This window comes from Flavobacterium sp. ACAM 123 (assembly GCF_000264055.1).
In the GTDB taxonomy this organism is placed as follows: domain Bacteria; phylum Bacteroidota; class Bacteroidia; order Flavobacteriales; family Flavobacteriaceae; genus Flavobacterium.
On the sequence record NZ_AJXL01000264.1, the window covers coordinates 1 to 333 of the forward strand.

1 pseudogene is annotated in these 333 nt (G+C 35.7%); it reads right to left on the reverse strand.

Annotated elements, in window-relative coordinates:
- Nucleotides 1–333, reverse strand: a pseudogene (locus A3SG_RS20565) (IS66 family transposase); the annotation flags it as partial.

Genomic DNA, 333 nt, shown 5'->3' on the forward strand with positions numbered 1-333 from the left:
TCAGACAAATCTCCTTCAGGGTAAATCTCGATTTCTTCAACTGGTAAATGATCCGGAAGTTTAGCCCTGCCTGGATGTTTCTTTTTAGAACGAGAATAAGTAATTTCTTCTTTGATAATCGCTTCTTGTTCTTCCAGAAGCTCTTGTTCTAGATCTAAAGGTAAAGTAGTTTGAGAAGGATCTTCAAAACGCTCTCGTTTTTGACCAAACTGCATACGGCGTAGTAATTCTACTAAACGTTGAAGTTCTTCAACTCGTTCTTCTAACCTAGAAGCTTTATCTTCTAAGTTTGAAGCTTTATCTTCTAATTTAGAAGCTTTGTGTTCTAATTTA